The organism is Mesorhizobium sp. WSM4848, assembly GCF_055811375.1.
The window spans coordinates 90,803-111,045 of sequence record NZ_JBVVPX010000012.1 but is presented as its reverse complement, the minus strand read 5'-3'; the positions used below and the strand labels follow the sequence as shown (position 1 = coordinate 111,045).

Here is a 20,243-nt window from a genome sequence, read left to right as displayed (position 1 = left end):
ATCTGATCCAGAAGTCATGCATTATACGTATAATGCATGACACCCTGAATCGACATGGAAGCAACGAACCGTCTCAGGCGGCGGAGCGCCGTCCGGGTAGCGGCGTCCCTGGCGTCTGATGGCCGACCGGCGTCACCAGCGTCAGCTCGGGATAGCCGCTCTCGATCAGCTCGACCGCGGCCTGCGCCACCTCGTCGTTCGGCTCCAGCATCGAAAGGAAGACCTCAGTGCCCTCGCCGACAAGGCGGCTGATGCCTTGCGCGTCGGTGGGTCCGCATTCGACCACGACCAGATCGTAGGCGGTGGTCAGCGACTGCATGATGATCGGCAGCCGGTCGGCGGCGCGCATGGCGCGAACCGGATCGGCGTTGCCGACGGGAATGACGTGGCAGTCCGAATAGAGATCGGCATGGATCACGTCGCTGAACTGCGCTTCGGAGGCAAGCAGATCGGTGATGCCCGGGAAAAGCCTGCTGTCCAGCGTCGGCCGCGAGGCGGCGCCCGAAGCGGTGAGATCGAGCAGGAGCACGCGCAGGCCGGCGTCGGAAACCTCACGCGCCACCAGCACCGCCGAGGCGGCCGCCTCGTCGCCTTCCGGCGACACGAATATGGCGCGCGCCGCACCGGTTGTGATCAGTTTCTCCACCGCCTTGTCGATTTCGACCTCGCCAAGGCTGCGGCGCGCCGGCCCGACGTCGTCGCCAGTTGCCGGGCCAGTTGCAGGCGCCGCGGCAGCCGCTTGCGGCTCTGCCTGGACTTGCGCCGTCCGATCCCTAGGGTCTTCGATATCGGCCGGTTCCTGATTGGGCGGCCCGTGATTGGACGGTTCGTGGGCAACCGGCATCGCGACCTGTTCGATCCGCTCGAAGCGGGCGCCGGCCGCCGGCCGCATGGCGCGACCCGAAAACAGCTCTTGCAAAAGCGTCACGATCGCCATGACCAGCAGCGAGCCGACGAAGGCCGCACCGGCGATCGGCAGGATTTTTGGGAAATAGGGTCCCGACGGCGCCACCGCGTGGGAAAAGACACGGGCGTCGACCGGCAGATAGTTGCTGTCCTTGCGCGAGGAGGCCTCGCGGTAGCGGGTCAGGTAGGATTCGAGCAGCTGGCGCTGGGCGGTCGCTTCGCGCTGCAGCGCGTCCAGTTCGACCTGCTGGTCGCCGGCGCGCGCCGATGCGGCCTTCAGCGTGTTGACGTCGGCGACAAGCTGGTTTTCACGGGCCTCGGCGGTCTGCGCCTGCGTCATCAGCCCTGTCATGATCTTTTCCGCCTCGTTGCGGATCTGGCGGTCGAGATCGGCAAGCTGCGACCTCAGCGCCCTTATGCGCGGATGATTGTCGAGCAAGGAGGTGGAAAGGTCGGCGATGTTGGTCTTGAGCTCGACCTGCCGCTCGCGCAGGCGCTGGATGAGTCCGGACGACAGCACCTCCGGTACCGCATCCAGCGAGCCGCCATTCTGCAGCGCCCTGCGCACGCTGTCTGCAGTCGCTGCCGCCGAGGCGCGATTGGCCCGCACCCGCGACAATTCGCTGGACAGTTCGGAAAGCTGCTGGGTGGCCAAAACCGAATTGTTGCCGCCCATCAATAGATCGGACTTGGCGCGGTAGCTTGCCACCTTGGCCTCGGCATCCTTCACCCGCTTCGACAGGTCGGCGATCTCCGGCGCCAGCCAGTCGGTTGCGGCGGAATTCGATTCGATATTGGCATTGCCCTGGACGGAGATGTAGGCGTCGGCGATGGCGTTCGGAATTTCGGCGGCGAGCCGGGGATCCTCCGAGGAGAATTCGATGACGATAACGCGAGATTTTTCAACGCGATAGACGTTGAGCCTCTCGCGCATCTTCGTCAGCACGCGTTCTTCCGGCGGAATCTCGTTGGGGTCGCTCTTCAGGCCGGCGACGACAAGCAGACGGCTCAACGCCGGCATATCCGCCGTCTCGTCGAACTCGGGAAGCCGCGACAGGTTCAGCTTCGATGCCACCTGCTTGAGGATGTCGGTCGAGGAAATGACCTCGACCTGGCTGGTCACGCCTTCCTCGTCGAGAATCGGCTTGTCGTTGTCATTGGTGCCGTCAGGGCGCGTGTAGACCGATTCGCGCGTCTCGATCAAAAGCCGGGTTTCGGCCCGGTAATGCGGCGTGGCGAGCCAGGTGAGCGCGAACGCCAGGCCGGTTACGACTAGCGCGACGGCAAGAATGCGCAGCCAATTCCTCGCAAGGCTGGCGAAGAGCTGCCTGAGATCGACGTCGACATCTGCGGCCGCGGATTGAACGGACATGCATCCTGCTCCGGTGCTTGAAGCGCGTCGCATTGAACGGATTCATGCGACGCGCTTCAAGCTCTTGTTTTCATGCATGTCGTTGTCCCAAAACCGCTGCGCACTTTTGGGCGACATGCATTGGTCAGCATACACCGTAAACAAATATGGTAACTCAGCCGTTAATATTGCGGTAAGCACCTGTCAGGTTTTACGCGCACGCGGCAGCTAAAGCACCGGAACCGGGCCGTCTCTGGTCGGTTGCCGTCGCTTGGGCCGCCCGCCTTTACCGGCCATTAACCCTAACCGAATGATAACGGGCCTCGATCTCCAGAGTTTGCCGCGGTGCAGCGGCGGCCAGTCGAAGGTGCATGTCCGGTCATGAAAAGCACTGCTCCCCTGTTCCGTGCGCTGCTCGCCGTGTCATTGCTTGCCGGTTGCTCCAGCTACCGGCCGGCGCCGGCCGCCTTTCATAAAATGCTCGATCATCCCTATCGCCTCGGCGCCGGCGACCGGGTCCGCGTCACCGTGTTCGAGCAGGAAGAATTGACCAACGTCTACAGCGTCGACCAATCCGGCTATCTGTCCATCCCGCTCGTCGGCGCCGTACCGGCGCGCGGCCACACCGCACAGCAACTCGAAGGCGAGATCGCCGACAAATTACGCCAGGGTTATCTCCGTGATCCGGACGTTTCGGTCGAGATCGACCGCTACCGGCCGATCTTCATCATGGGAGAGGTCGGTGCTGCGGGCCAGTACTCCTATGTTCCCGGCCTGACCGTGCAAAAGGCGATTGCCATCGCCGGCGGTTTCAGCCCGCGCGCCAACCAGGAAAGCGTCGACATCACCCGCGAAATCAACGGCAAGGTCATGACCGGTCGCGTTGCCACCTCCGACCCGCTTCTGCCCGGCGACACGGTCTATGTTCGCGAACGCCTGTTCTAGACCACGTGGCGGACACACTCAGGATCGTCCACTGCTTTCGCTCACCTGTCGGAGGGATTTTTCGTCACGTGCGCGACCTGACCGAGGCGCAGGTCGCCGCCGGGCATGCCGTCGGCATCGTCTGCGATTCGAGGACGGGCGGCGACTTCGAGGAACATTTGTTCGAACAGATGAAAGGCACAATGGCGCTCGGCATCCATCGCACGCCGATGCAACGGCATGTCGGACCGGGCGACCTCGCCTCGGCCTGGCGCACATTTGGGATCATCAAGGAATTGCGGCCGGACGTGCTCCACGGGCACGGCGCCAAGGGTGGCGCCTATGCCCGCCTGTTCGGCTCATTGTTGCGGGTATCAAGGTTTCGCGTAGCCCGCTTTTATTCGCCTCACGGCGGCTCTCTTCACTATGACGAGACCACCGCCACGGGGAAGCTGTTCTTCGCGCTCGAGCGGTTCATGGCGCGCTTCACCGACTATCTTCTGTTTGTCTCCGACTATGAAAGGCAGACATATCGCAGGAAGGTCGGCGAACCGCCGATCCCGAACAACCTTGTCTACAACGGCCTGAGCGCCGCCGAGTTCGAGCCGGTGCGAACCGAGCCGAATGCGGCCGATGCCCTCTATATCGGCATGATGCGCGACCTCAAGGGACCGGACATCTTCATCGATGCGCTGGTTCTTGCCGGAGCGCGGCTCGGCCGCCCGGTGAAAGCGGTGATGGTCGGCGACGGCGACGACCTGCCGCGCTACAATGCGCAAGTGAAGCGGCTCGGGCTCGAAGGCCATATGCGCTTCCTGCCGCCGATGCCGGCGCGCAAAGCCTTCGCGCTGGCCGAACTGGTTGTCGTGCCCTCGCGCGCGGAAGCCATGCCCTACATCGTGCTGGAGACGCTCGCCGCCGGCAAATCGATGATCGCCACCGGCGTCGGCGGCATCCCGGAAATTTTTGGCGCCGGTTCCCCTGCCCTGATCCGGCCCGATCCGCGCGAACTTGCCGACAAGATGAGCGCGGCGCTGGCCGACCCCAATGCCTATGGCGGGCTGATGCCCGATACCGCCGACCTCAAGGCGCGATTCGGCGCCGACGTGATGGCCGCCGCGATCGAGACGGCCTATTTCGCGGCGCTCAGGCGCTAACCCGAAATGGGCGGTAACCCCAAAAGGGCGTTAACTTCAAAGCTTCTCCAAAACCTATTTGTTGTTTCAAGGGTTTCTTAGCTCTCATTCGCTATTCACTTGCGTGAAGCTTTGCGGATGCACCATGAGCGACACGGATCCCGCACGCGGCTTTTCGAAAGACGCGGTGCGCAATTTCAACGGCCCGGCCGGTGGCGATAGCCCCGGCGACATGAACGACGTCGCCCGTCAGGTCGCGTCGCAATACCGGCGCGACACCATGTCGCCGATCATGGTCAGCGGCGTCTTGCGCATGGTCGAATTCGCACTGCTGTTTCTGTCGGGCCTGTGCATCTATTTTTACTATGTCGGCTTCTTCAACCATCTCGCCTGGCAATATCCGCTGGCGATCGCCGCCGCCTCGTCCCTCGCCGTGGTGCTGCTCGACGTCGCCGACTGCTACCAGATCGTCTCGTTTATGCGGCCGCTTGCCAATTTCGGCCGTCTGCTGGTGGTCTGGGCCGGCACCTTCGCCTTGATGGCGCTGACGGCATTCGCCGTGAAGATGTCGCAAGATTTTTCGCGCCTGGTTTTCGGCACCTGGTTCGTCGTCGGCTTCATGCTGATCTTCTGCCTGAGACTGCTGATGTCGAAGCTGATCCGGCGCTGGGCGCGCGACGGGCGCATGGAGCGCCGCGCCGTCATCGTCGGCGGCGGCACGGCGGCGGAGGTCCTGATCCGCTCCGTCGAAAAGCAGCCCTACAACGACATCCGCATCTGCGGCATCTTCGACGACCGCGGCGACAAGCGCTCACCACCCATCGTCGCCGGCTATCCAAAACTCGGCACCGTTTCCGAGCTCATCGAGTTCGCCCGCATCGCCCGTATCGACATGCTGATCGTATCACTGCCGCTGACCGCCGAATCGCGCGTCCTGCAACTTTTGAAGAAGCTGTGGGTGCTGCCTGTCGACATCCGGCTCTCGGCGCATTCGAACGCGCTGCGATTCCGGCCACGCGCCTATTCCTACATCGGCTCGGTGCCGATGCTCGACATCTTCGACAGGCCGATCAACAACTGGGATTCGGTCGCCAAGCGCGCCTTCGACATCGTCTTCTCGATCATCGGCATCATGGTGTTCTCGCCGGTCATGCTGGCGACAGCGATCGCCATCAAGCTCGACAGCAAGGGACCAGTGCTGTTCCACCAGAAGCGGCATGGTTTTAACAACGAGATCATCGAGGTCTACAAGTTCCGTTCGATGTACACTGACAAGGCGGACCCGACCGCCAGGCAGACGGTGACCAGGAACGACCCGCGCGTCACCCGCGTCGGCCGCTTTATCCGCAAGACCTCGATCGACGAGTTGCCGCAGTTCTTCAATTCACTTTTCGGTTCGCTGTCGCTGGTCGGCCCGCGCCCGCACGCCATTGCCGCCCAGTCGCACAACCTTCTCTACAATGAGGTGGTCGACGGCTATTTCGCACGCCACAAGGTCAAGCCCGGCGTCACCGGCTGGGCGCAGATCAATGGCTGGCGCGGCGAGATGGATACCAACGAGAAGATCCGCATGCGGACGGAGTACGACCTGTACTATATCGAGAACTGGTCGCTGCTGTTCGATCTGAGGATCCTGTTCCTGACACCGATCCGGCTGGTCAATACGGAAAATGCCTATTGAGCGCAGTCGCGCATGAACTGCCGCCGGCTGCGGTCAACGCCAAGCTGATCGCGCTGATTGCGTCGGGCGCGGTTTTTCTCGGCGTCTTCCTGTCCGGCTTCGTCATCGCCGAGCCGGCGCCATACGACCTCTACATGGTTGGGCTGATGGCAGTGTGGGCCTTGTTCGGCCTGCGCATATCGCGCGCGGCGGCGCCGCTGCTGGTGCTGCTGGTGGTCATGAACATCGGCGGCATGATCGCGATGACCCAGATGTCGGATATTGCCGGCACCCCGCTCTATCTCGCCGTGTCGCTGTTCCTTGCGTTTACCGCAGTGTTCTTCGCCTCGGTGACATCGGTCCAGCCCAATCTCTACCGGGTGATCTTCCGGGCCTATGCGATGTCGGCGGTGCTGACCTCGCTGCTTGGGATAGCCGGCTATTTCCATGCCTTTCCGGGGGCGGAGATCTTCACCAGATACGACCGCGCCACCGGCGCCTTCCAGGATCCGAACGTGTTCGGGCCGTTCCTGGTGCTGCCCGGCATGTACCTGCTCCATCTCCTGCTGACAGGCCCCGTCTCGCGCATGCCGTTGCTGGCGATGCCACTGCTGATCATCACGGCCGGCATTTTCTTCTCGTTCTCGCGCGGCGCCTGGGGCATGTTCGGCGTTTCGGCGATCCTGCTCACCGGCGCCCTGTTCCTGCAGAGCGCCAGCGGAAAATTCCGGCTGCGTGTCGTCGTCATGACCATCGCCGCCATCTCGCTGCTGGTCATCGCGATGCTCGTCGTCCTGCAACTGCCGGGTGTTTCAGAAATGTTCTCCAGCCGCGCCCAGCTGGAACAGAGCTACGATACTGCCCGCCTCGGCCGTTTCGCCCGCTATATCTTCGGTTTCCAGATGGCGCTTGAGCATCCGCTCGGCATCGGCCCGCTCGTCTTCGGCACGATTTTCGGCGAGGACACACACGACATCTGGCTAAAAATGCTGATGGACTATGGCTGGCTCGGCTTCGTCTCGTTCCTGACGCTGACCTGCTGGACGATAGCAGCCGGCTTCCGCATTCTCCTGCGCGACAGGCCGTGGCAGCCCTACCTGCTGTGCGCCTATGTCGCCTTCATCGGCAATATCGCGCTGGGCACCTTCATCGACATTGATCACTGGCGCCACGTCTATCTGCTGCTCGGGCTGATCTGGGGCGCGATCGCATTGGAATCCCGCCACCAGCGGCAGTTGCGGCCGGCGGCGGCGTCAGCGCCGGCGGCATGATGGATTTCTGGGTGCAAGCCCAGGTGTTTTAAAATGGCCGGCGTGGCCGGAGTCGAGCCGTTGACCCCTTGACCCCGAGGAAATTGGGCGCAACGCGGACTTTTGTTTAAAGTCATCGCGTTACGCCGTTTTCGCCTTCCTAATTCGTGACTTTTTTCGGGACTTCGCGGCAGCGTTTTGTAGCAACTCCATCGCTGCGGCCACCTCTTCGTCCAGCTCGTGGGCGTAGCGAGTGGTGGTCTTAGCCATTGCCGTCGAACATGGCGGGAACTCGCTGCAGGGCTGGCGATGGGCATAGGCATAGCCCGTCGGCATGGCGCTGGCCGGATGAACTTAGGCGAGCGTCGCGCAATCCAACGTATAGGCGGCAACGCCATCACTACGACCGCCGCCACGGCCGTATCCAGGGCGAAACGTTGATCGTCATCTAAGCATCCACCAAACGATGGCCGCATACAGCAAAAACACGAGCGCGGCACCCGCGATCAACATACCTCTTCGCGTTCGCCACCTTGGCGGCTCAGCCGGCACAAGCCTGAACCGCTTGGCATGCTCCGTTGCGATTTTCAGTAGGGCTGCAGCCGTTTCGCGCGGCGTCCACCCCTTCGCTTCCGACGCAGTCACCAAGGCTGCAAATGCGGCTTCCAAGGCGACTTCACAGTTGACGTCCCGATCTGGGCTACCCTTTGGCAATATGGGTGGTTGCACGGCTTGGGACATGCACACAAAGCGGTTCGCGGATGAAAGGTTCCCGCGTTTCGAGCCCTTCACTTTCGAAGGTCGCCGAGCAGTTCGAATTCCCCGACAGTGTAGCATTTCGTCTTCAGCCAGTTGGTCGACGGGCCGCTGCGATACTGAGTGTCTCGACGCTTGGACACCATTCCCTCAAGGCCGGCCAGGTCGATCAGGTAATAGATCGCATTGGCGTCGCCCCCGAGCGCCTGGCTGAACTGGATGCGGATATCAGGCGGGATGATGCCGGTCAGGATGTCGCGGCGCACTTGGAGCGCCATGTCGCGCAGGTCGTGGCCATTGAGGTGCAGCAGATTGAAGGCAACAAGGTAGAGATCGTGCTGGCGCCGCGTGATGGCCTTGCGCAAAGCCGCGAAATCCGACAGGCCGGCATCATTGGGCACGATGATCTCACCGTCGATGATGGCACTGTCCACAGCGAGTGACTTCGATGCGGCGGCCAGGGTCGCGGTATTTTCGCCGTCCAGCCCAAGCCACGGCGGGTGAAAATGCGCGTGCCGCTTTCGTCAACGATCATTTGCGACCGGTAGCCGTCGAATTTGACCTCATGAAGCCACACGCCACCTCGGGAGGCTTCTCAACCAAGGTCGGCAGTAGTGGCGGGACAAACTTCAAACGCATGCATTGACTCGCAAAACCGCGATTCAATTAGCATGTTCTTAATTAGTTCCGGAAAATTTTAACTAATCTTTGACCGCGCTGTCCCAGAATAGGACGGCGCGGTCAAACCCCCAAACGGGCTGCGCTGGCGGCTCCGGCAATTCGCCTTCCCGCGCCACTGTCGGAGCCGCTACCACACTCCTTCAAAGTACCAGCATCGGTTGAATCATCTGTTACCGCACGTGCTTTACGGTGCGTTTTCTCAGTCGTTAGACTTTGATGGAACAGGGCCTCGCCTTGTCCGGACGGAAGCCCGTCTTGCGCTCGCGGCTCGAAACCGGCATCTTCCGAGCCATGGGGGATGTTGCAGCGAAAAAGCCAAAGACGGTCTACGGCGCCGATATGACGCCCTCGGGCTTTCTACGATTGTCGGTTAACGGCGATACCGGCCTCGAGCGCAAGTCGATCGAGTGGTTGAAAGACATTGGATTTCCCCATGAAGCCATACGCCGGGGTGGTGGTGAACTGGCCAGGCCGGGCAATCCGTTTCCGCAAAGTGCGGGACGGTAGAAAAATCAAACGCGCCAGCCAAGGATCGGAAGGCCCCTAATCGTCTTCCTTCTGGATCTCGGCTTCTTCCCTTAGCTTTTGCCAGTCGGCTCCGTGCTTGCGAAGCAGGGCTCGCGCCTGTTTCGGCGTCACGTCTGTGACCTCCGTCAAGTGCTCAACCTCAAGCTCTGCACCTTTCTTGACCCGGCTCGTATCGGTCGATTTCTTTCGGGCCACCTCTGCGCCTCCTTGCTCCACGGTCAGTGGCAACGAGTGTCGCACGTTGAGGTTCCACCCATGTGTAACTATCTGCCGGCCGCATGATTTCTACCGCCTAAGAGAGACAACTATGCTCAGACCGTTGCTCGTTGCAGGCGCCCTCTACGCCGCATTCCAAATTGGTAGAGAATACGGCCGCGCCGAAGCCGAAGCGTTGCTATCGCCGCCTGTCGATGACGAGCATCGCCCGACGGCAAGCGACGATGCAGAGTTCGGCGAGTAGCCATAGGGCGCTTGCTCATCGTCATTCGCGGCTTCAAGTCTGGCCTGATCTTCCAGAATCCGTTCCAACTTATGCGGCGAACTTGAACGGTGCCGTCGCCGATGGTGACGGCGTGGGAAGTGGTCATAGGGGGCTTCGTGGATGACGCTCGAGGCGGAATCTCTGCATCGAACCTGGCGACGCACGGAAAACGCGCGTCCAGGGTGGTGGCGAGCACAATAGAAAGGATATGCATTTCGGGTTTCTTAGAGGAATTACGCAGGCTAGGTTCGGAGTAGCCGAGGCGCAGGAATGCAGAACATTCGGGCTTTCACTTCGGCACTTTTCGGGACTCCGGGTTCCGAAAACGGGCGATTTGAGCGCCTTTCGTTCCGAAAATGGAAAAGGCGCCAGAAGCGCCTTCAATAAAAACTAGGGATCTCAAGGATTTAATGGTCGGAGTGGCCGGATTCGAACCGACGACCCCTTGACCCCCAGTCAAGTGCGCTACCGGGCTGCGCTACACTCCGGACCGGTCGCGATGTATCGTGATAACCCGGTTCGGGTCAACCGAATTCGGCGGCCGTCGTGCCGATACCCGGCATCGTGGATTTGAAGTTCCTGCTCCGTTGGACGTCGTCAGCATTCAGGAACTTCAAATCCAGAATCACACTCGTTTGTCTGGCTTGATCCTCTGGCGTCGCTGTTATGAGACGGGCCGTCGATTTTCCACGGATTGTGTCAGCGCGGCTGTATCGATCAGCGCGTTTTCCGGAAGCCGGAGCGCTGAGGCTATTCGCCTAAGCTTCGACAAATCGGCATTCCTGCCGTTCTCGATGTCCGCGATTTCGTCGACCGACAGGCCGCACGTCAGGGACAGCTCTTCCATGCTGTATCCCCTGGTTTCTCGGATGGCCTTGAGGGCGCTGTGGTCGGGCGCAGCTTCGGTCGCCGACAGTTCGGAAAATGCTTCGCTTGTTGCTATTTGGGGCATTTGGCAACTCCGTGGATTTAAAGAGTTTGATCAAATCAAGAAGTTGCCTGAGACGGCGCAGAGAATGCCCTCTCGATGGTGATTTGCCAAGCGCCAAAAACGCCGTCACGGCATCGTGATTCCGATCGGCAGCAGCCCGGCACAGGCCTCGGCGGCACCGGCGCGGGACCGTCATCCCGATCGGGGTCTTTGACTGGCGATCGCCGAATTGTTCGACGGTTCTGAGCCGCTCCCCTTTCAAGCCGCTGTCGCTGGCCCGTCAGCCGTTTTGAGCGGATCGAATCTCAGCGGCGGGAGCCTGAGCATGCAGAACGCGTCAGGGGGGTGCGAATTTTCTTGAACCGACGCGTGAACCTTTTCTCTCCGGGCCGCACCAACACGGCATGGGAGCCACCAAGGCGGTCCCAACCGGAAGGACGCCCTGACGGCGATCCTCGATCAAGAGAAGGAAATGCTCAAATGACCAACATCTCGAATGTCAAGCGCCTGTCGCTCGCCGCTGCCATCGTCGTCTCGTCCTTCGGCTCGATTTCACTGCCGAGCTCGGCCTTCGCCAACGGCACGCATCCGAGCGGCGGCGGCGCGGTTTGCAAGGGCGCGGGTCACTGCCTGGTGCTGCAGCTCGACTGCAAGGGTACTTATACGGACGCCACCGACTCCAACGGCACCGTCTACGGCAAATGCAGCCAGACCGCACAGGTCAGCCCGAAGAACAAGCTCAAGTTCGCGCGCTGATCGACTTTTAGTCAACGAAAATGGCGGCCGTCGGCGCCGCCATTTTCTTGTCTCAACGTGCCGATCTCGATCTCGTTCGCGACGTTTTCTGCTGACGGCTGAGGAACAGGCTGGCGACGAGCCCGACCACAACCAGACCGACTGCGGCCGCTGTCGCGGGATGATCGCGGGCTGTCTTCTCTATCACCCTGCCATGCCTTCTGATCGCAGGTAGCGCGTCACTCAAGCGCTCGGCGAGGTCCAAGTAATAGTCCGACGCGGTGTCACGCCCGTCCTCGTAATAGGCGCTGCCGCGCCTGGAAACGGCTTTCCTCAACGCCGCCAGTTCCCTGGAGAGAGCCGCGACCTGTTTTTCAAGATCGATGTCGGAGAGGGTCGAAAATGATACCATGACAGGCTTCCTTCTTTTGCGAAGGAACGCATGATCGCAAAACCGGTTCCGGTTTTTGCCGCGACCGAGTGGGGGCCCGAAGCGTCGCATCGGAAAGGATTCATGCGACCCGTTTGAAGTTCTATGCAGTCCTTATCCCAACATGCACTACAGCGCCGCGCGTCCTATCGGAGGCGCAAGGAGTCTGCAGCATTTTTTAATTTGCGCATTTTTCGGGGTCATGGGCTAGCGCACCTGATCGAGCAGGCGCTTGCATTCCAGAAGGTCGAACAGCGCCTCCTGCAGCAAAGCGCGATTGTCACGCGAGAGTTTCGACGTGCCCGGCTGCACCGGGCCTTCGTCGTCGGACTTGCCCAGGCCGAAAAAGCGCCGGCTGGGTTTCACCTTGGGCTCGCCGACCAGCATCTCGTCATCGGCGCCGCGCGGCTGGGCCGCCGGCGTCAGCGGCACCGCATCGGCCTGCCGGCGCTGCGAGATCGCCTCGACGGCCGCCATGTCGCCATTGCCGATGGCGACCAAAAAATGATTGCCGTTCTCGCGCAACAGCTTCTGCACACCCTTGATCGTGTATCCCTGATCGTAGAGCATGTGGCGGATGCCCTTGATCAGTTCGACATCCTGCGGCCGGTAGTAGCGGCGGCCGCCGCCGCGCTTCATCGGCTTGATCTGGTTGAAACGCGTTTCCCAAAAACGAAGCACATGCTGCGGCAGGTCGAGATCTTCTGCGACCTCACTGATGGTGCGGAAAGCGTCGGGGCTCTTGTCCATGTGCGAAATCCTCACGCTGGAGCATGGTCCCGAAAAGTCGGAATCGGTTTTCGGCCAGGATCATGCTCAACAAAGAGTCATTCCGATCCGGCTTGTTCTGCCGAATCGAGCCTTATTTCAGCGGTTTATGAAACAATATTCAAGCCCGGCGTCAAAGCAGGCGACCGTTTTCAACCAGGCCTTGAAGCGCGGGCGCTATTTGCTGCCCTTGGCCTTGCCGATCTGGTGCGCGCGCAGAATGCGGTTCTTCAGCACATTCGACGATTTGAAGGTCATCACGCGGCGCGGCAGGATCGGCACTTCCTCGCCGGTTTTGGGATTGCGCCCGATGCGCTCGTTCTTGGAGCGGACATGGAAGGTTGCGAACGACGACAATTTCACCGTCTCGCCGCGAACGATCGCCTCGCAGATCTCGTCCAGAACCGCTTCGACGAGCTCGGCCGATTCAGTACGCGACAAGCCAACCTTGCGATAAACGGCTTCAGCAAGATCGGCGCGCGTAAGTGTCTTTCCCCCCATGCGAACCGTCCCCATCAGCTCAAAAAACATAACTCTATATAAGCAAAGATAGAGCCTAAGTAATTGATCCGGCAAGGTCAAGGACCGAACCTGTCCGTTCGGCACTTACCAGCGAACCAGGACCGCGCCCCAGGTGAAGCCGCCGCCCATCGCCTCGATCAGCACCAGATCACCCTTCTTGATGCGGCCGTCGGCGACCGCCACCGAGAGAGCCAGCGGCACCGAAGCAGCCGAGGTGTTACCGTGCAAATCGACGGTAACCACCACCTTTTCTTCTGCTATCCCGAGCTTCTTGGCGGAAGCGTCGATAATCCGCTTATTGGCCTGATGCGGCACGAACCAGTCGAGATCCTCAACGGTGATCCCGGCAGCTGAGAACGTCGCCTCGATGACGTCGGTGATCATGCCGACCGCGTGCTTGAACACTTCGCGGCCTTCCATCCTGAGATGGCCCACCGTTCCGGTGGTCGACGCTCCACCGTCGACGAACAGCTTGTCCTTGTGAGCCCCGTCGGAGCGCAGGCTGGCCGCCAGCACGCCGTGGTCGGCAATGCCGCCTGCCCCCTCGCCTGCTTCCAGCACCATCGCGCCGGCGCCGTCGCCAAACAGCACGCAGGTCGAGCGATCGCTCCAGTCGAGGATGCGCGAAAAGGTTTCGGAGCCGATCACCAGCACGCGTTTGGCCAGGCCGCCGCGGATATAGAGGTCGGCCGTCGTCACCGCGTAGACGAAGCCCGAGCACACCGCCTGCATGTCGAAGGCGAAGCCGTGATGCATGCCGAGCCGGTTCTGGATGTCGACGGCGGTCGCCGGAAAGGTGTTGTTGGGCGTCGAGGTCGCCAGCACGATCAGGTCGATGTCGGCCGGCGTCAGGCCGGCATTGTCGAGTGCTGCGCGCGCCGCCGCCTCGCCGAGCGAAGCCGTCGTCTCGTCGTCGGCCGCGATATGGCGCTGGCGGATGCCGGTGCGCTGGGCGATCCATTCGTCTGACGTCTCGACCATGCCTTCGAAATCGGCATTCTTCATGATGCGGCGGGGCAGCGCGGCGCCTGTGCCGCGCACGACTGATCTGATCAAGGCTCTTTCCTATTCCTCTGCGTCGGCAACGACGTCGGATTTCCTGGATGTCTGGGTATGCGGATTGCGCGCATGGAATAGATCTAGATCGGCTTCGATGCGATCGAGCAGATTGTTGCGCACCATGTCGTAACCAAGCTCGATCGCCGCCGCGAAGCCGTCCGAATCGGCGCCGCCGTGGCTTTTCACCACGACGCCGTTCAGACCCAGGAAAACCCCGCCGTTGGAGCGGCCGACATCCATCTTTTCGCGCAGGCGATCGAAGGCGCCTTTGGCGAATACATAGCCGATCCTGGCCATCAGCGTGCGGTCCATCGCGGCGCGCAGGTAACCGGCGATCTGTCGTACCGTGCCTTCCGCCGTCTTCAGCGCGATGTTGCCGGCAAATCCTTCGGTGACGACCACGTCGACCGTGCCCTTGCCGATGTCGTCGCCCTCGACGAAACCATGGTAGTTCATCGAGGCCATGTTGGCCTCGCGCAACATGCGGCCCGCCTCCTTGACCTCTTCCTGGCCCTTGATCTCCTCGACGCCGACATTGAGCAGACCGACGCTCGGCCGTTCGATGCCGAAAACCGAGCGCGCCATGCCAGTGCCCAGAATGGCAAAATCAACCAGTTGATGCGCATCCGCGCCGATGGTGGCGCCGACGTCCAGCACCACGCTTTCGCCGCGCAATGTCGGCCAGAGCGCCGCGATCGCCGGACGGTCGATGGTCGCCATGGTGCGGAGGCAGAATCTCGACATCGCCATCAGCGCGCCGGTGTTGCCGGCCGAGATGCAGGCGTCGGCAGTGCCTGCCTTGACCGCCTCGACCGCTTTCCACATCGACGACTTCCAGCGGCCATGGCGCAGCGCCTGGCTCGGCTTGTCGTCCATCCGGACTGCTACCTCGCAGTGGATGAACTCGCTCACTTCCGCCAGTTTGGGCAGCTTTGCGAGTTCGGGGCGCACTGCCTCCTCGCGACCATAGATGACGAAGCGGATGTCGGGACGCCGGGTCGCGACCGTCATGAGCGCCGGGATGACCACGCTTGGTCCGTGATCGCCGCCCATGGCATCGATGGAAATCCTGATCACGCGGTGTTCATCTCACAGTTTGCTTGAGCGAGCGCCTGGCGCTGGCAACGGGTTTGGGGCTCGCGAAGGTTCGGCGAAAATAGCGTTTTTGGGCTGCCGCACAACCGGCTTTCTCCGATTGGGTCGGGTTTTCAGGATTTCCCCAGCAGGGAACGCAGCTTTTGCTGGAATTCGCTTTCCGCAGTCCCGGCATCGTCGGCAGCCTCCATCGAAACGCCTTGCTTGCGCGGATAGGGATCGATCGCCAGTCCAAAGAACTGTTCGGCGAGCGCCCCGACATCGATCGAATTGCCGGAAAAAGTTTCGGGGCTGTCCGGCCCTTCGGCATCGAGCATTATCTCGCCGCCGCCCTCGAAACCCTGCCGCCCGAGCTTCGACTGCTCCGGCAGGAACAGTGCGTCGACCGCCTCGTCGATATGCGCCTCGATCGGGTCCAGGGTGACGATGCAGGCCTGGGTGATAGCGGCCTCGACGCGGCCGCTGACCTTGACGCCGTTGCGCTTCCATGGCGCCACCAGCAGTTCGGCGCGGTAGTTCTCGACCGACAGCAACTCGTGCTCGCCTGCCAGCGCGGCGCGCTGCGCGGCGTCGGCCTCGATCAGCACCGGCAGTCCCTTTTGCGGCAGCCGGGCGACATTGGCCACGAAGGACACGGGGCTCTGGCGATCAGGGCTTTGGGAATCGGGGTGTTTCATCTTTTCCTTAGATAGTCTTATTTTTCTTAAATAGGCTTGGCCACGGGGAATGCCACAGTGCCGGAAACAATCGATTCGGTCGGCTGTTCGGCGAGTCGTCTGGAGGCATCGGCGACGTAGCCGGCCAGATGCATCGCCTGCGGCCAGGTGCCGGCATCGGGCCTGACATTGCGGGCAAGGGCCGCGACTAGGGCGTCATGGTCGTTTCGTTCCAGCGCATCGTCATAGGCGGCGGTGCGGCCATAGAACATCTTCGCCAGTTTCTTCATGCGCTTCGGCACGCCGACGTCGCCGATGCCGAGTTCCCGCAGCGAATGCTCGACATCCATGAAGAATTCGTCGATCAGCACCTGCGCGACCTCCCCGGCAACACCGCCCTCGCCGCGCAGCCGGTGCTGGAACAGGAACATGTGCAGCGACAGCATCTCGAAGCGGCCAAGCGGCGTGTCCGGGACATTCCAGTCTGAATAAAACACGGTTTGCCGCGCCGCTGCCACGATTTGTGCGTAAAGCGCCTCGGTGATAGCGCGGTTGGCGTGACGTTCGCGACCAAAAAGGCGCTGGAACATTGAGGGTGGTCTCCCGGGGACCGTTTGTTGAATTGGCCTTGTTGCATCGGCGAGCAAGCTGGTTTACCGGTTTTGCGGCCCAGCGCAAGTTGCGGCCAGCTAATGGAGTTGTAGTTGCGCGCGCTGAAAATCAAGTCGACTTTTCTGCCCAGGTCCGCTTTTCCGAGATCCGCCGGCGCGATCTCGCTGCTGGTGGTTGCTTCGGCGCTTTGCGCCTGCAACTCGTCGAAGATGATCGGTGATCTCAATCCCAGCGAGACGCTGACGCAGGGCTACGTCATCGACCAGCAGGCGATCGACCTGGTGCCGGTCGGCTCGAGCCGCGAACAGGTGCTTCTGGCGCTCGGCACCCCGTCGACCAAGGCGACTTTCGACAACGAGGCCTTCTACTACATCTCACAGACGCGCAAGCGGTACGTCGCCTTCGACAAGCCGAGGCTGGTCGACCAGAAGGTGCTGGCCGTCTATTTCGGCGAGGACGGGCGCGTTACCCAGATCGCCAATTACGGCCTGAAGGACGGCAAGGTGTTCGACTTCATCTCGCGGACCACGCCGACCGGCGGCAAGGACCAGAACTTCCTCAGCCAGATCATCGGCGGCGCCAGCAAGCTGGCGCCCGGCCTCCCCGGTGGCGGAGGCGCCGCCTCGCCCGGCACCTGATCCTCCTTTTCTTTTGCTTCCCTTCTTTTGTTTTGCATCTGGGGAAGCAGCAACATCTCAGGCGACCGAAAACCCGCGGGAGCGATCCCGCGGGTTTTTGTTTTGAGACAGCGGCCGCGTTTTTGAGACAGCAGCCATTGTCGCAGGCCGCAGGCCAATCTCAACGCGAACTTGGACCCGTCACGGTCGTCATTGCCAACGCTGAATGTCCAAAATTGAACAACCCGCGGGATCGCTCCCGCGGGTTGTGGATTTCGGCCCCGGAAGGCCAAGCGGCCTCAGCCGTGCGCGAGCACCGCCAGCAGCAGCAAGGCGACGATGTTGGTGATCTTGATCGCCGGGTTGACTGCCGGACCGGCGGTGTCCTTGTAGGGATCGCCGACCGTGTCGCCGGTCACCGAGGCCTTGTGCGCCTCGGAGCCCTTGAGATGCTTGACGCCGTCCTTGTCGGTAAAGCCGTCCTCGAACGATTTTTTCGCATTGTCCCAGGCGCCGCCGCCAGAGGTCATCGAGATGGCGACGAACAGGCCGTTGACGATGACGCCGAGCAGCGAGGCGCCAAGTGCTGCAAAGGCGGACGCCTTCGAGCCCGAGATCAGCAGCACGCCGAAATAGACGACCAGCGGTGCCAGCACCGGCAGCAGCGACGGAATGATCATTTCCCGGATCGCCGCCTTGGTCAGAAGATCGACCGCACGCGCATAGTTCGGCTTCGAGGTGCCGGCCATGATGCCCGGATCCTCGCGGAACTGCTTGCGCACCTCCTCGACGATGGCGCCCGCCGCACGGCCGACAGCCGTCATGGCGATGCCGCCGAACAGATACGGAATCAGACCGCCGAAGATCAGACCGGCGACGACGTAAGGGTTGGAGAGGTCGAAAGAGACTTCGCCCATGCCCTGGAAGTAAGGGTATTTGTCGCCATTGGCGGCAAAGAACTTCAGGTCGTTGGAGTAGGCCGCAAACAGCACCAGCGCGCCGAGACCGGCCGAACCGATGGCGTAACCCTTGGTCACCGCCTTGGTCGTGTTGCCGACGGCATCGAGCGCGTCGGTCGACTGGCGCACTTCCTTGGGCAAGCCGGCCATTTCGGCAATGCCGCCAGCATTGTCGGTGACCGGGCCGAAGGCGTCGAGCGCAACGATCATGCCGGCAAGGCCGAGCATCGTGGTGACTGCGATCGCCGTGCCGTAAAGGCCGGCGAGTTGGTAGGTCGATATGATGCCGCCGACGATGACGATCGCCGGAAGTGCCGTCGATTCCAGCGAGACCGCAAGGCCCTGGATGACGTTGGTGCCGTGACCGGTAACCGAAGCCTGGGCGATGGAGTTCACCGGGCGCTTGTCGGTGCCGGTGTAGTATTCGGTGATCACCACGATGAGACCGGTCACCAGAAGGCCGATCAGGCCGCAGATGAACAGGTTCGTGCCGGTGATGGCCATACCGGCGACCGTGCCGATCTCGCCCCAGCCCAGCGTTGTCGAGGTGGCGATGCCGAGGCCGACGATCGACAGCAGGCCGGTGACGATCAGGCCCTTATAGAGCGCGCCCATGATCGAGCCGTTAGAGCCGAGCTTGACGAAGAAGGTGCCGACGATGGAGGTCAGGATGCAGGCGCCGCAGATGGCCAGCGGATAGAGCATCGTGGCGCTGAGAACGGCGGTGCCGCCGAAGAAGATGGCGGCGAGGACCATGGTGGCGACCACGGTCACCGCATAGGTCTCGAACAGGTCGGCAGCCATGCCGGCGCAGTCGCCGACATTGTCGCCGACATTATCGGCGATGGTGGCCGGGTTGCGCGGATCGTCTTCGGGAATGCCGGCTTCGACCTTGCCGACGAGATCGCCGCCGACGTCGGCGCCCTTGGTGAAGATGCCGCCGCCGAGACGGGCAAAGATCGAGATCAGCGAGGCGCCGAAGCCGAGCGAAACCAGCGAGTCGATGACGACGCGGTCGTTGGGCTGAAGGCCCACGAATTGGGTGAGGATCAGGTAATAGATCGAGACACCGAGCAAGGCCAGGCCAGCGACCAGCATGCCGGTGATGGCGCCCGACTTGAAGGCGATCTCGAGGCCGGCTGCGAGGCTGTTGGAAGCCGCCTGCGCGGTGCGCACATTGGCGCGCACCGAGACGTGCATGCCGATGAAGCCGGCGGCGCCCGACAGAACGGCGCCGATCAGGAAGCCGATGGCGGCGGTGATCGAAAGCAGCCACCAGGCGAGCAGCAGGACCACGACGCCGACGATGGCGATGGTGGTGTACTGGCGCGCCAGATAGGCCTGCGCGCCTTCGCGGATGGCCGCGGAGATTTCCTGCATGCGTGCATTGCCCTGATCGGCCGCGAGGACCGATTTTGTCGCCCAGATGGCGTAAAGGACTGAAAGCAGACCGCAGGCGATGACAGCTAAAATTATGGTCATTGCCGGATTTTCCTCGATTGATGACCCAAAAGAACCCCTCCCTGGGCCGTTGAGACGGGGAGCGGATTCCGCGCGCGGAATCCGCTCCCCTCGCATCGGCTTATGCGAAACAGGGGTGCGAACGTCAAGATATTGTTCGGTTTTTGCCCGGCTTTCGCCCAAAAGCCCCAGCTTTCGCCAAAGCAATGGGCGGAAACACGCTCGGCAGTGCCGCCCACCCGATTAGTTCGATTGAAATCGGCTGGCGGTCGTCTGCCTTTGCGCAGGTCGCCGTCCGGCTCGACCACGAAGATCAGCACCGCCAGCATGGTCATGTAGAGCATGAAAGCGTTCTGCTGGCCGTTTCAGATGTTGGACTGCCACCTTGGCGTGAGCCTGAACAGCCAGGCAGAACTTGCAGATGGACAGCGCTCATGCAGCTTTGCAAATATCGGGGGCAGCCTATCTTCGGGATGGAGTTGGAGATGACCGATGAAGTTCAAGGCGATCATTCACGAAGCCGAAGAAGGTGGCTACTGGGCCGAAGTGCCGGCAATTCCCGGCTGCGCGACCCAGGGTGAAACCTTGGACGAGCTTGTCGAGAACTTGCGTGAAGGCTGTCTCTCGGTAGAGCCGCTATCTTTCACTTCAGAACCCGGCCGGGTCATGGAAATCGCTGTTTGAAATCCATTTCCGCCGAGATGAGCGAACGCGATATCTGAGTT

22 protein-coding genes and 1 tRNA gene are annotated in these 20,243 nt (G+C 61.7%); 10 read left to right on the top strand and 13 right to left on the bottom strand.

Features of this window, described 5'->3' with window-relative positions; genetic code table 11:
* Positions 1–73: 73 nt before the first annotated feature.
* Positions 74–2,278 carry a GumC family protein gene (locus AC0L16_RS13985; protein WP_473621407.1) on the bottom strand — a complete coding sequence of 735 codons (2,205 nt, stop codon included), beginning with the start codon at positions 2,276–2,278 and terminating at the stop codon, positions 74–76.
* 360 nt (positions 2,279–2,638) lie between these two features.
* Here AC0L16_RS13985 and AC0L16_RS13980 point away from each other — a divergent pair, with 360 nt between their 5' ends.
* The 4 genes from AC0L16_RS13980 (at position 2,639) to AC0L16_RS13965 (ending at position 7,248) form a co-directional block, all read left to right on the top strand.
* On the top strand, positions 2,639–3,202 hold the full coding sequence (locus tag AC0L16_RS13980) for a polysaccharide biosynthesis/export family protein (RefSeq protein WP_473621405.1): 564 nt from the start codon (positions 2,639–2,641) through the stop codon (positions 3,200–3,202).
* A gap of 5 nt (positions 3,203–3,207) precedes the next feature.
* Entirely contained in the window at positions 3,208–4,338 is a 1,131-nt protein-coding gene (locus AC0L16_RS13975; RefSeq protein WP_473621403.1) for a glycosyltransferase family 4 protein, read from the top strand.
* Positions 4,339–4,462: 124 nt separating this feature from the next.
* Positions 4,463–5,998: an undecaprenyl-phosphate glucose phosphotransferase gene (locus AC0L16_RS13970; RefSeq protein ID WP_473621401.1), complete on the top strand. Its 1,536-nt coding sequence runs from the start codon at positions 4,463–4,465 to the stop codon at positions 5,996–5,998.
* Positions 5,995–7,248: an O-antigen ligase family protein gene (locus AC0L16_RS13965; RefSeq protein ID WP_473621399.1), complete on the top strand. Its 1,254-nt coding sequence runs from the start codon at positions 5,995–5,997 to the stop codon at positions 7,246–7,248. The genes AC0L16_RS13970 and AC0L16_RS13965 overlap by 4 nt, the downstream gene beginning before the upstream one ends.
* Positions 7,249–8,015: 767 nt before the next feature.
* On the opposite strand, the gene AC0L16_RS13960 is transcribed toward AC0L16_RS13965, so the two are convergent.
* Positions 8,016–8,417 (bottom strand): ATP-dependent DNA ligase, encoded by a 402-nt coding sequence (locus tag AC0L16_RS13960; RefSeq protein ID WP_473621397.1) that lies wholly within the window; start codon positions 8,415–8,417, stop codon positions 8,016–8,018.
* A 502-nt stretch (positions 8,418–8,919) separates the two neighbouring features.
* Here AC0L16_RS13960 and AC0L16_RS13955 point away from each other — a divergent pair.
* The gene (locus AC0L16_RS13955) at positions 8,920–9,171 is read left to right on the top strand and encodes a hypothetical protein (RefSeq protein ID WP_473621396.1); all 252 of its coding nucleotides are present in this window, start codon (positions 8,920–8,922) and stop codon (positions 9,169–9,171) included.
* Positions 9,172–9,207: 36 nt separating this feature from the next.
* Here the strand turns inward: AC0L16_RS13955 and AC0L16_RS13950 are convergent, their stop codons facing one another.
* Positions 9,208–9,387, bottom strand: coding sequence for a DUF3606 domain-containing protein (locus tag AC0L16_RS13950; RefSeq protein WP_258117761.1), 180 nt, complete (start codon positions 9,385–9,387; stop codon positions 9,208–9,210).
* Between the two features lie 112 nt (positions 9,388–9,499).
* On the opposite strand from AC0L16_RS13950, the gene AC0L16_RS13945 reads away from it, so the two are divergent.
* Positions 9,500–9,652, top strand: coding sequence for a hypothetical protein (locus AC0L16_RS13945; protein ID WP_473621395.1), 153 nt, complete (start codon positions 9,500–9,502; stop codon positions 9,650–9,652).
* Between the two features lie 432 nt (positions 9,653–10,084).
* Here the strand turns inward: AC0L16_RS13945 and AC0L16_RS13940 are convergent.
* A tRNA-Pro gene (locus AC0L16_RS13940) sits at positions 10,085–10,161 on the bottom strand.
* Between the two features lie 99 nt (positions 10,162–10,260).
* On the opposite strand from AC0L16_RS13940, the gene AC0L16_RS13935 reads away from it, so the two are divergent.
* Positions 10,261–10,707: a hypothetical protein gene (locus AC0L16_RS13935; protein WP_473621394.1), complete on the top strand. Its 447-nt coding sequence runs from the start codon at positions 10,261–10,263 to the stop codon at positions 10,705–10,707.
* 377 nt (positions 10,708–11,084) lie between these two features.
* On the top strand, positions 11,085–11,360 hold the full coding sequence (locus AC0L16_RS13930; RefSeq protein ID WP_473621393.1) for a hypothetical protein: 276 nt from the start codon (positions 11,085–11,087) through the stop codon (positions 11,358–11,360).
* A 52-nt stretch (positions 11,361–11,412) separates the two neighbouring features.
* Here the strand turns inward: AC0L16_RS13930 and AC0L16_RS13925 are convergent, their stop codons facing one another.
* The 7 genes from AC0L16_RS13925 to AC0L16_RS13895 form a co-directional block, all read right to left on the bottom strand.
* The gene (locus AC0L16_RS13925) at positions 11,413–11,751 is read right to left on the bottom strand and encodes a hypothetical protein (protein WP_473621392.1); all 339 of its coding nucleotides are present in this window, start codon (positions 11,749–11,751) and stop codon (positions 11,413–11,415) included.
* Between the two features lie 225 nt (positions 11,752–11,976).
* Entirely contained in the window at positions 11,977–12,519 is a 543-nt protein-coding gene (locus AC0L16_RS13920) for a MerR family transcriptional regulator (RefSeq protein WP_473621390.1), read from the bottom strand.
* Positions 12,520–12,714: 195 nt separating this feature from the next.
* Positions 12,715–13,038: an integration host factor subunit alpha gene (locus AC0L16_RS13915; protein ID WP_473621466.1), complete on the bottom strand. Its 324-nt coding sequence runs from the start codon at positions 13,036–13,038 to the stop codon at positions 12,715–12,717.
* 105 nt (positions 13,039–13,143) lie between these two features.
* Entirely contained in the window at positions 13,144–14,115 is a 972-nt protein-coding gene (locus tag AC0L16_RS13910; RefSeq protein WP_473621389.1) for a beta-ketoacyl-ACP synthase III, read from the bottom strand.
* A gap of 9 nt (positions 14,116–14,124) precedes the next feature.
* Positions 14,125–15,195 (bottom strand): phosphate acyltransferase PlsX, encoded by a 1,071-nt coding sequence (plsX, locus tag AC0L16_RS13905; RefSeq protein WP_473621387.1) that lies wholly within the window; start codon positions 15,193–15,195, stop codon positions 14,125–14,127.
* Positions 15,196–15,326: 131 nt separating this feature from the next.
* A complete protein-coding gene (locus tag AC0L16_RS13900; RefSeq protein ID WP_473621385.1) occupies positions 15,327–15,890 on the bottom strand; it encodes a YceD family protein in 564 nt (187 codons plus the stop codon).
* A gap of 26 nt (positions 15,891–15,916) precedes the next feature.
* On the bottom strand, positions 15,917–16,459 hold the full coding sequence (locus tag AC0L16_RS13895; protein WP_473621384.1) for a ubiquinol-cytochrome C chaperone family protein: 543 nt from the start codon (positions 16,457–16,459) through the stop codon (positions 15,917–15,919).
* 114 nt (positions 16,460–16,573) lie between these two features.
* Between AC0L16_RS13895 and AC0L16_RS13890 the strand changes: the two genes are divergently transcribed.
* Positions 16,574–17,119 carry an outer membrane protein assembly factor BamE gene (locus AC0L16_RS13890; RefSeq protein WP_473621382.1) on the top strand — a complete coding sequence of 182 codons (546 nt, stop codon included), beginning with the start codon at positions 16,574–16,576 and terminating at the stop codon, positions 17,117–17,119.
* 278 nt (positions 17,120–17,397) lie between these two features.
* Here AC0L16_RS13890 and AC0L16_RS13885 read toward each other — a convergent pair whose 3' ends face one another.
* Together AC0L16_RS13885 and AC0L16_RS13880 are read right to left on the bottom strand one after the other, a co-directional pair.
* Positions 17,398–19,539, bottom strand: a complete 2,142-nt coding sequence (locus tag AC0L16_RS13885; RefSeq protein ID WP_473621381.1) for a sodium-translocating pyrophosphatase — start codon at positions 19,537–19,539, stop codon at positions 17,398–17,400.
* Positions 19,536–19,862, bottom strand: a complete 327-nt coding sequence (locus AC0L16_RS13880) for a hypothetical protein (RefSeq protein ID WP_473621380.1) — start codon at positions 19,860–19,862, stop codon at positions 19,536–19,538. The genes AC0L16_RS13885 and AC0L16_RS13880 overlap by 4 nt, the downstream gene beginning before the upstream one ends.
* A gap of 148 nt (positions 19,863–20,010) precedes the next feature.
* Between AC0L16_RS13880 and AC0L16_RS13875 the strand changes: the two genes are divergently transcribed.
* On the top strand, positions 20,011–20,202 hold the full coding sequence (locus tag AC0L16_RS13875; RefSeq protein WP_473621378.1) for a type II toxin-antitoxin system HicB family antitoxin: 192 nt from the start codon (positions 20,011–20,013) through the stop codon (positions 20,200–20,202).
* Positions 20,203–20,243 lie beyond the last annotated feature (41 nt).

Bases quoted from the DNA above. Each gene is read 5' to 3' on its own strand.
- AC0L16_RS13985 (WP_473621407.1), bottom strand. From the start codon at position 2,278: ATGTCCGTTCAATCCGCGGCCGCAGATGTCGACGTCGATCTCAGGCAG.
- AC0L16_RS13880 (WP_473621380.1), bottom strand. From the start codon at position 19,862: ATGCTCTACATGACCATGCTGGCGGTGCTGATCTTCGTGGTCGAGCCG.
- AC0L16_RS13915 (WP_473621466.1), bottom strand. From the start codon at position 13,038: ATGGGGGGAAAGACACTTACGCGCGCCGATCTTGCTGAAGCCGTTTAT.
- AC0L16_RS13875 (WP_473621378.1), top strand. From the start codon at position 20,011: ATGAAGTTCAAGGCGATCATTCACGAAGCCGAAGAAGGTGGCTACTGG.
- AC0L16_RS13980 (WP_473621405.1), top strand. From the start codon at position 2,639: ATGAAAAGCACTGCTCCCCTGTTCCGTGCGCTGCTCGCCGTGTCATTG.
- AC0L16_RS13970 (WP_473621401.1), top strand. From the start codon at position 4,463: ATGAGCGACACGGATCCCGCACGCGGCTTTTCGAAAGACGCGGTGCGC.
- AC0L16_RS13920 (WP_473621390.1), bottom strand. From the start codon at position 12,519: ATGGACAAGAGCCCCGACGCTTTCCGCACCATCAGTGAGGTCGCAGAA.
- AC0L16_RS13930 (WP_473621393.1), top strand. From the start codon at position 11,085: ATGACCAACATCTCGAATGTCAAGCGCCTGTCGCTCGCCGCTGCCATC.
- AC0L16_RS13895 (WP_473621384.1), bottom strand. From the start codon at position 16,459: ATGTTCCAGCGCCTTTTTGGTCGCGAACGTCACGCCAACCGCGCTATC.
- AC0L16_RS13925 (WP_473621392.1), bottom strand. From the start codon at position 11,751: ATGGTATCATTTTCGACCCTCTCCGACATCGATCTTGAAAAACAGGTC.
- AC0L16_RS13945 (WP_473621395.1), top strand. From the start codon at position 9,500: ATGCTCAGACCGTTGCTCGTTGCAGGCGCCCTCTACGCCGCATTCCAA.
- AC0L16_RS13900 (WP_473621385.1), bottom strand. From the start codon at position 15,890: ATGAAACACCCCGATTCCCAAAGCCCTGATCGCCAGAGCCCCGTGTCC.
- AC0L16_RS13885 (WP_473621381.1), bottom strand. From the start codon at position 19,539: ATGACCATAATTTTAGCTGTCATCGCCTGCGGTCTGCTTTCAGTCCTT.